The following is a 5432-nucleotide window of genomic DNA, read 5'->3' as shown; positions in this document are numbered from 1 at the left end:
AATCAATGGTCCCCACGCTCGTGTCGCTGGATGACCAGCTTGTGGCCGTGGCACCGTCCAGGGTGAACTGCTTGGTCTCTCCCACATTCAATCCCGTACCGAATGGGACAATCACGACCTGGCTGGACAGTGCTTCGAAAGCGTCCAGACGCCCGCCGCTCACGGTCACCGAGGCCAGGTCGGAGACGGAATCCACACTTTTCAGGATTCGTGTCTTGATCTTGGCGGCCGTGAGGGTTGAATCCTCTGAAAGGAGAAGACCCGCAACGCCGGTGACAAAGGCCGTGGCCTGGGATGTTCCGTCCTTCCAGTAATAGCTTTCATTCGATGGGCCATCATTCATAATGATGGTGCTGTAGATCAGATGGCCCGGAGCGCCGAGGTCCACATCCTCCACATCCGTGGCGGCTTTTGTGCCCGTCCCGAAATCGGTCAGCTCGTCGCTGAGCCCGGTGGCGGTGACCGAGATGATGTTGTCCAGATTGAAGCGGGCAGGGTACTCCACGGAACTGGTGTTCCCTGCAGCGGTGACGATCAGGGCGCCGCTCTCTCCGGCGCTCTTGATCTCGTCATAGAGGGACTGGCTGAAGCTTGTGAGTCCCCAGCTCGCGTTCATGATGTTTACCCCTTTGTCCACGGCGTACTGGATCGCCGATATGATATTGCTCACGGTTCCCTCGCCGTTCTGGTCAAGGACCTTGAGGATCATGAGCTTGACATTCCAGTTGATGCCGCCCACGCCTTTCAGGTTGTCGGAAACGGCGCCGATGATCCCGCTGATATGAGTGCCGTGGCTGTTCACGCTGCTTCCGGAACGGACATTGTCGTCGTCCGGGTCGTTGTCGTTGTTCACAAAGTCCCACCCGTTTTTGTCGTCCACGTAGCCGTTTCCGTCATCGTCTTTGCTGTTGGAGGCGGTCTCCCCGGAGTTGGTCCAGAGGTGCGCAGACAAGTCCTCATGGTTCAGGTCCATGCCCGTATCCAGGACGGCGATGACCGTGCTGGAAGAACCTGTTTGTATGTCCCAAGCTTCGGGGGCATTAATATCTGCATTATCCGTTCCTTTTAAACCTGATGGACCAATGGCCGGGCCGCTTGGACCAGTGTTATTTAAACCCCACTGTTGTTTAAATTCATCAAGGTTTCTTTCATTGGGAAAGGTAGATAGGGCATGGACCCTGTAGTTGGGCTCGGCATAAAGGACATTGGGGTCCTTGCGATAGGTATCCAGAGCGTCTTCCACACCGGTTTCCCGGGGGAGAGCCACAAAATGAATATTGAGCTTGTTCAGGCTGCCCAGCCGAGTCGCTCCTTTCTCGCTCAGGGACCGGGCCACAGCCGAGCCCGAGACATCAGCCTTGTAGCGGACGATGATCTCACCCGGGACATAATCATCCCCGGCAAAAAGCGGGGACGCTCCCATGCAGAGGGTCACGGCGAAGAGACATACGATCAGAAAGATACGGAAGAGGGATTTTGACATGATGGGACCTCCTTTTAAGACATGACTTATACAGAGCGACATAAACAAACAACGTCATTCCCCGGCCCCCGATCGCAGTCGAGGGCAGGCTTGATCGGGGAATCCATGGTTCGACAAGCTCACCATGACAATTGTCACCCTGAGCCTGTCGAAGGGTGGATTGTCCGGTCGAGCCGGACAATGACAAACTGATTAAGACTTCCGTCGCTATGTGTAGCAGGGCATAACGGCTGTTCCGAATTTTAGGCCTGGTTTCAGGCCGTCATACGTTAACAACAATTTGCGATGCCGTCAATGAAAAATGTCCCGATACAAAATTCCGATATAAAATTCTTGACTTGTTTTATGCGAACTGATAATGTCGGATCACTTCTAAGGCAAGTCTGCTTGAATTTGCACATCTTGAACCGCTAAATTTCTAGATCATTTATGGCCTGAAAAGAATTTTTTTGCAAAGGGGGTGATCCGCGCTTTATGACTTCCGTTCAGAACTTGTGATATTAACCTCAAACAAAGGAGACTGAAACCATGAATAAGAAAACATATCTTTCACTGATGACCCTCTTCTGCCTCATGGTCTTTTCCGGGTTTTTGGCGGCGCCTGCCGGGGCCGCGGACCAGGCCGTATCCGCCAAAACCAAGACCGAGAAGATCAATCTGAACCAGGCCACGGCTGCAGAAATCAGTGCGCTTCCCGGACTCGGGGAGAAAAAGGCCGAGGCCATTGTGGCATACCGGACCCAGAACGGGCCCTTTGCCTCGGCGGAGGATCTCCTCAAGGTCAAGGGGATCGGGGAGAAGCTCCTGGAGAAGATCAAACCCATGATCACCGTAGAGGTCAAGGGGGCCGACCTGCCCAAAACCGCAAAGTAAGTGAACTAAAAAGGGAGATGGGGCCTGCTTTTCAGGATGCAGGAAAAGCGGGCCACTTCCCTTGCCGCCCCTTGAACCATACCGTCTCTCCTGATTTCACCCGATTGCACCCGGTAAAAACGTCGGTTTTCTTTTTCTAAATGACTTGAAAATCAAGGTGTTGGTGATATAATGCCTTACATCTAAACGATCAAGGGGGAGATTTATGGAAAATCGGGAACGAATGGACGTGGATGTGCTGTTCGTGGGCGGCGGTCCGGCCTGTCTCGCCGGAGCGCTTCATCTCATGAACCGAATCCGAGATCATAACCAGGACGTGGAAAGCGGCAAGATCCAGGGAGACAGGATCGAAGATCCCATGGTCGTGCTGATTGATAAAGGTACTGAGATCGGCGCCCACGGCCTCTCCGGCGCCGTCATGGACCCGGTCACCCTCAATGAGCTTGTTCCGGATTATGAAGAACGCGGGGCCCCCATCGAAAGCCGGGTGGCGAACGAGGCCCTTTATTATCTTTTCCCACGTTCACAGATCCGTGCCCCGTTTATTCCCTCTCCGCTTCATCAGCGGGGAGGTCTGGTCATCTCCCTCAGCCGGTTCAACCGGTGGCTGGCCGGACTCGTGGCCGAGAGCGGCTGCGAGCTCTTCCCCGGTTCCCCAGGCGTGGAGGTCCTCTATGACGGAGACCGGGTGATCGGCGTTCGGACCGGGGACAAGGGGATTGACAAGAACGGGAACCACAAGGGGAACTTCGAGCCGGGGATTGATCTGATCGCCAAGGTGACCATCTTCGGAGAGGGGCCTCGGGGAAGCCTGACCAAGGGATTGATTCCAAGACTGCGCCTGAATGACGGCAAGGACCCCATGACCTATCTAACCGGCGTCAAGGAGGTCTGGGAACTTCCGGAGTCGAAGTCCGGGAAAGGGGAGGTGATTCATACCCTGGGATACCCGATGCCTCAAGACACCTACGGCGGCGGCTTCATTTATCCCATGTCGGAAAACCGGCTGACCCTGGGGCTGCTCGCCGGTTTGAATGCCCCGGATCCTTTCTTTGATTCGCACGAGCGGTTCCAGGAGTTCAAACGGCACCCCTTTGTGCGGTCCCTGCTTACCGGTGGGAAACTCCTGGAGTACGGGGCTAAGACGGTTTCCGTCAGCGGGTATGCTTCGATGCCTCGCCTCTGTTTTGACGGCGGAATGCTCGTCGGGGATTCCGCTGCGATCTTTGACAGCCGGAGGATCAAGGGGGTTCATCTTGCCATGAAGTCGGGGATGCTGTCTGCCGAGGCGGCGTTTTCCGCTCTGCTCCGGAATGATTTTTCGCACGAGGTCCTTCGCGTCTACGAGAGGTCCTTGAAGGAGAGCTACGCCGGCCGGGATCTCTTTGCATCCCGGAATTTTCATCAGGGATTTGACCACGGCATGATCACCGGCCTGATGAACGCCGCCTTCGGCCTGGCTTTCGGGGGTAAAGGTCTGACCCGATGGAGAGGCCTCAAGGCGGATTTTGAACAAATGAAAAAGGTCAGGGTCTATGACGGGAAGGATGACCCCAAAAAACCGGTGAAGTTCGACGGAGAACTCACCTTTGACAAGGTCACGGATGTCTACCATTCCGGCGCCCTTCATGAGGAGGACCAGCCATGTCATCTGCATATAGAAGACCTTTCTATCTGCCACGGCCGGTGCCGGGAGGAGTACCAGAACCCATGCGTGAAATTCTGCCCGGCCGGGGTCTACGAGATGGTCATGGATGAGGCCGCGGGCGAGGAGAGGCTCAGGATCAATTTCACCAACTGTGTGCACTGCAAGACCTGTGATATCCGCGACCCTTACGGGATTATCAACTGGGTGCCTCCGGAAGGCGGGGGAGGGCCGAGATATAAATTGATGTGACCTAACAGGATCATCTCCAAAAGAGTGGGTGAAAACATAAGGGGCCGAGGGGCCAAGGATTCCAGGGGTCAAGTGAAGTGCTTTTCAAGAACTTGGGGGTCCGAGGGGTCAAGGGGGCTAGGGTCCGAGTGAAAAGCTTAACAAGAAGCTGAGGGGTTAACAGGTCAAGGGTCCTGGGGGCCAGGTGAGATGCTATAAGAATACCTAAATCAAAAAAACCCTTGAACCCTTGAACCCTTCTTACATACCCTATGGAAGAAGGACCGTATTTTAAAAGTGACAGGTATTGATTAGATGAACCTTATTGAAAAAGTAAAAAAAACGATCCGGCGTTATTCCCTCCTCGAAAAAGGGGACCGGATCGTGGTGGGGCTGTCCGGAGGCCCTGACTCCATGGCCCTTCTGAACGTGCTTTGGTCTCTGAGGGATGCGTATGATTTGACGCTGATCCCTGCACACATGAATTACGGCATGCGCGGCAAGGAGTCCGAGGAGGATCAAGGTTTCTGTGAACAGGAGGCCGCCCGTTACGGATTGGTTCTCATTTACGAGTCCGTGGATCTGCCGGCCTTGATCCTCGATAGAGGACTTTCACCACAGGCCGCCGCCAGAGAGATCCGCTATGATTTTTTCAGGAGGACGGCCGGAGCACATGATGCCAGAAGGATCGCCCTGGGGCATCATGCCGATGACCAGGCCGAGACCTTGCTTATGCGCCTGCTCAGAGGGGCCGGGACCAGGGGACTGTCCGGGATGCCGATCCGGAGGGCGCCGGGCATCATCCGCCCCCTGCTTCACGTGACACGGGAGGAGATTCTTTCATACCTTGCTTCGATACGGATCCCTTACCGGGAGGACTCCTCCAATCAAAAGGGGATTTATCTTAGAAACCGCATTCGCAGGGAATTGATCCCTCTGCTGGTGGAGAGATACAATCCGAACCTGGTGGAGGACCTGCAGAGGACGGCAGAGATACTCGGGGAGGAAGAGGCCTTCATGCAGGAAGAGGCTGAAAAGCGCTTCTCCCCGATGACTATCCCCGGCGGAGTGGCCCTCGATCTATCAGATCTTAAGGGTCTTTCTCATGCCATGGTGCGAAGGATGGTGAGGATGGCCATGGTCCAGGCCGGCGAGTCTTCCGAGATCACTTTCCGGCATGTGGATTCGGTCTTGAAACTG

At 55.1% G+C, this 5432-nt stretch carries 3 protein-coding genes and 1 pseudogene; 3 read left to right on the top strand and 1 reads right to left on the bottom strand.

Annotated features, from left to right (window positions below; genetic code table 11):
• A pseudogene (locus AUK29_00590) lies at positions 1-1483 on the bottom strand (hypothetical protein).
• A 528-nt stretch (positions 1484-2011) separates the two neighbouring features.
• Between AUK29_00590 and AUK29_00585 the strand changes: the two are divergent.
• From AUK29_00585 to AUK29_00575, 3 genes are all read left to right on the top strand, one after another.
• Entirely contained in the window at positions 2012-2356 is a 345-nt protein-coding gene (locus AUK29_00585) for a hypothetical protein (protein OIP66500.1), read from the top strand.
• Between the two features lie 205 nt (positions 2357-2561).
• Positions 2562-4253: a hypothetical protein gene (locus AUK29_00580; GenBank protein OIP66499.1), complete on the top strand. Its 1692-nt coding sequence runs from the start codon at positions 2562-2564 to the stop codon at positions 4251-4253.
• Positions 4254-4547: 294 nt separating this feature from the next.
• Positions 4548-5432 (top strand): tRNA lysidine(34) synthetase TilS (locus AUK29_00575; GenBank protein ID OIP66498.1); only part of this gene is annotated, 885 nt, incomplete at its 3' end.

The organism is Nitrospirae bacterium CG2_30_53_67, assembly GCA_001873285.1.
Taxonomy (GTDB): Bacteria; CG2-30-53-67; CG2-30-53-67; order CG2-30-53-67; family CG2-30-53-67; genus CG2-30-53-67.
The sequence above is the reverse complement of the archived record's forward strand: the minus strand, read 5'-3'. Positions and strand labels throughout refer to the sequence as shown.

Coding starts and splice junctions, on each gene's coding strand:
- AUK29_00585 (OIP66500.1), top strand. CDS start 2,012: ATGAATAAGAAAACATATCTTTCACTGATGACCCTCTTCTGCCTCATG.
- AUK29_00580 (OIP66499.1), top strand. CDS start 2,562: ATGGAAAATCGGGAACGAATGGACGTGGATGTGCTGTTCGTGGGCGGC.